Below are 668 nucleotides of genomic sequence, written 5' to 3' on the forward strand. Positions count from 1 at the left end.
ACGACCGCGCGGCAGGCCGGAAAGACGGACGCGTAGTTCACCACGCCCACGACCTTGACGTGGTCGAAATGCGGCACGTCGCTGAAATCAGTTCCGCCGAAACACAGGAGGGCCCGCTCACCCAGCTCCGCGCACGCCGCGCCGATCAGAGCGACCGTGTCGGCCGGCGATTCGGCAACCGGCATGCTGCCAAAGCCGAAGCAAATCGGCGGTGTCCCCTTCGCGATCCACGACAACACCTCGTCGTCGGTATCGGTGGGCAGCTCCATCGTCAGCGATCCAACGAAAGGACGCTGGCCGCCCCATTTCGCCCATTCGGCAGCGAGCCCGGGGAAGCACACCTCGTCGTAGGCCTGGATTTCCAATGACCCACGTTCTGCGATCCGTCGCGGCGAGGCAACCGTGGCCGTGGGCAAGCCGAGTTCACGGCGCTGGCGGTCCTCGGCCCTCTTGTTCATGCGCCAGCACACCCAGTCGTACACCGCCATTCCGGTGCGAACCATCGGCCCCGGCAGCATCGGAATCAGCTGCCCGTTCGGCCGCATCGGGATGTAATGCAGCGTGGCCATCGGAATGCCGTAGTAATCCGCCACGTTGATCGCCAGGTCCTGGTAGAGCTGGCCCGTGAAGAGCAAATCGGCCCCGGCCCCAACCGAGATCAGGGACGA

General features: G+C 65.3%; 1 pseudogene. It reads right to left on the reverse strand.

The window, feature by feature from the left end:
- Nucleotides 1-668, reverse strand: a pseudogene (locus A5711_RS15880) (glycosyl transferase family 1); the annotation flags it as partial.

Source organism: Mycobacterium sp. E2238 (assembly GCF_001672665.1).
Taxonomy (GTDB): domain Bacteria; phylum Actinomycetota; class Actinomycetes; order Mycobacteriales; family Mycobacteriaceae; genus Mycobacterium.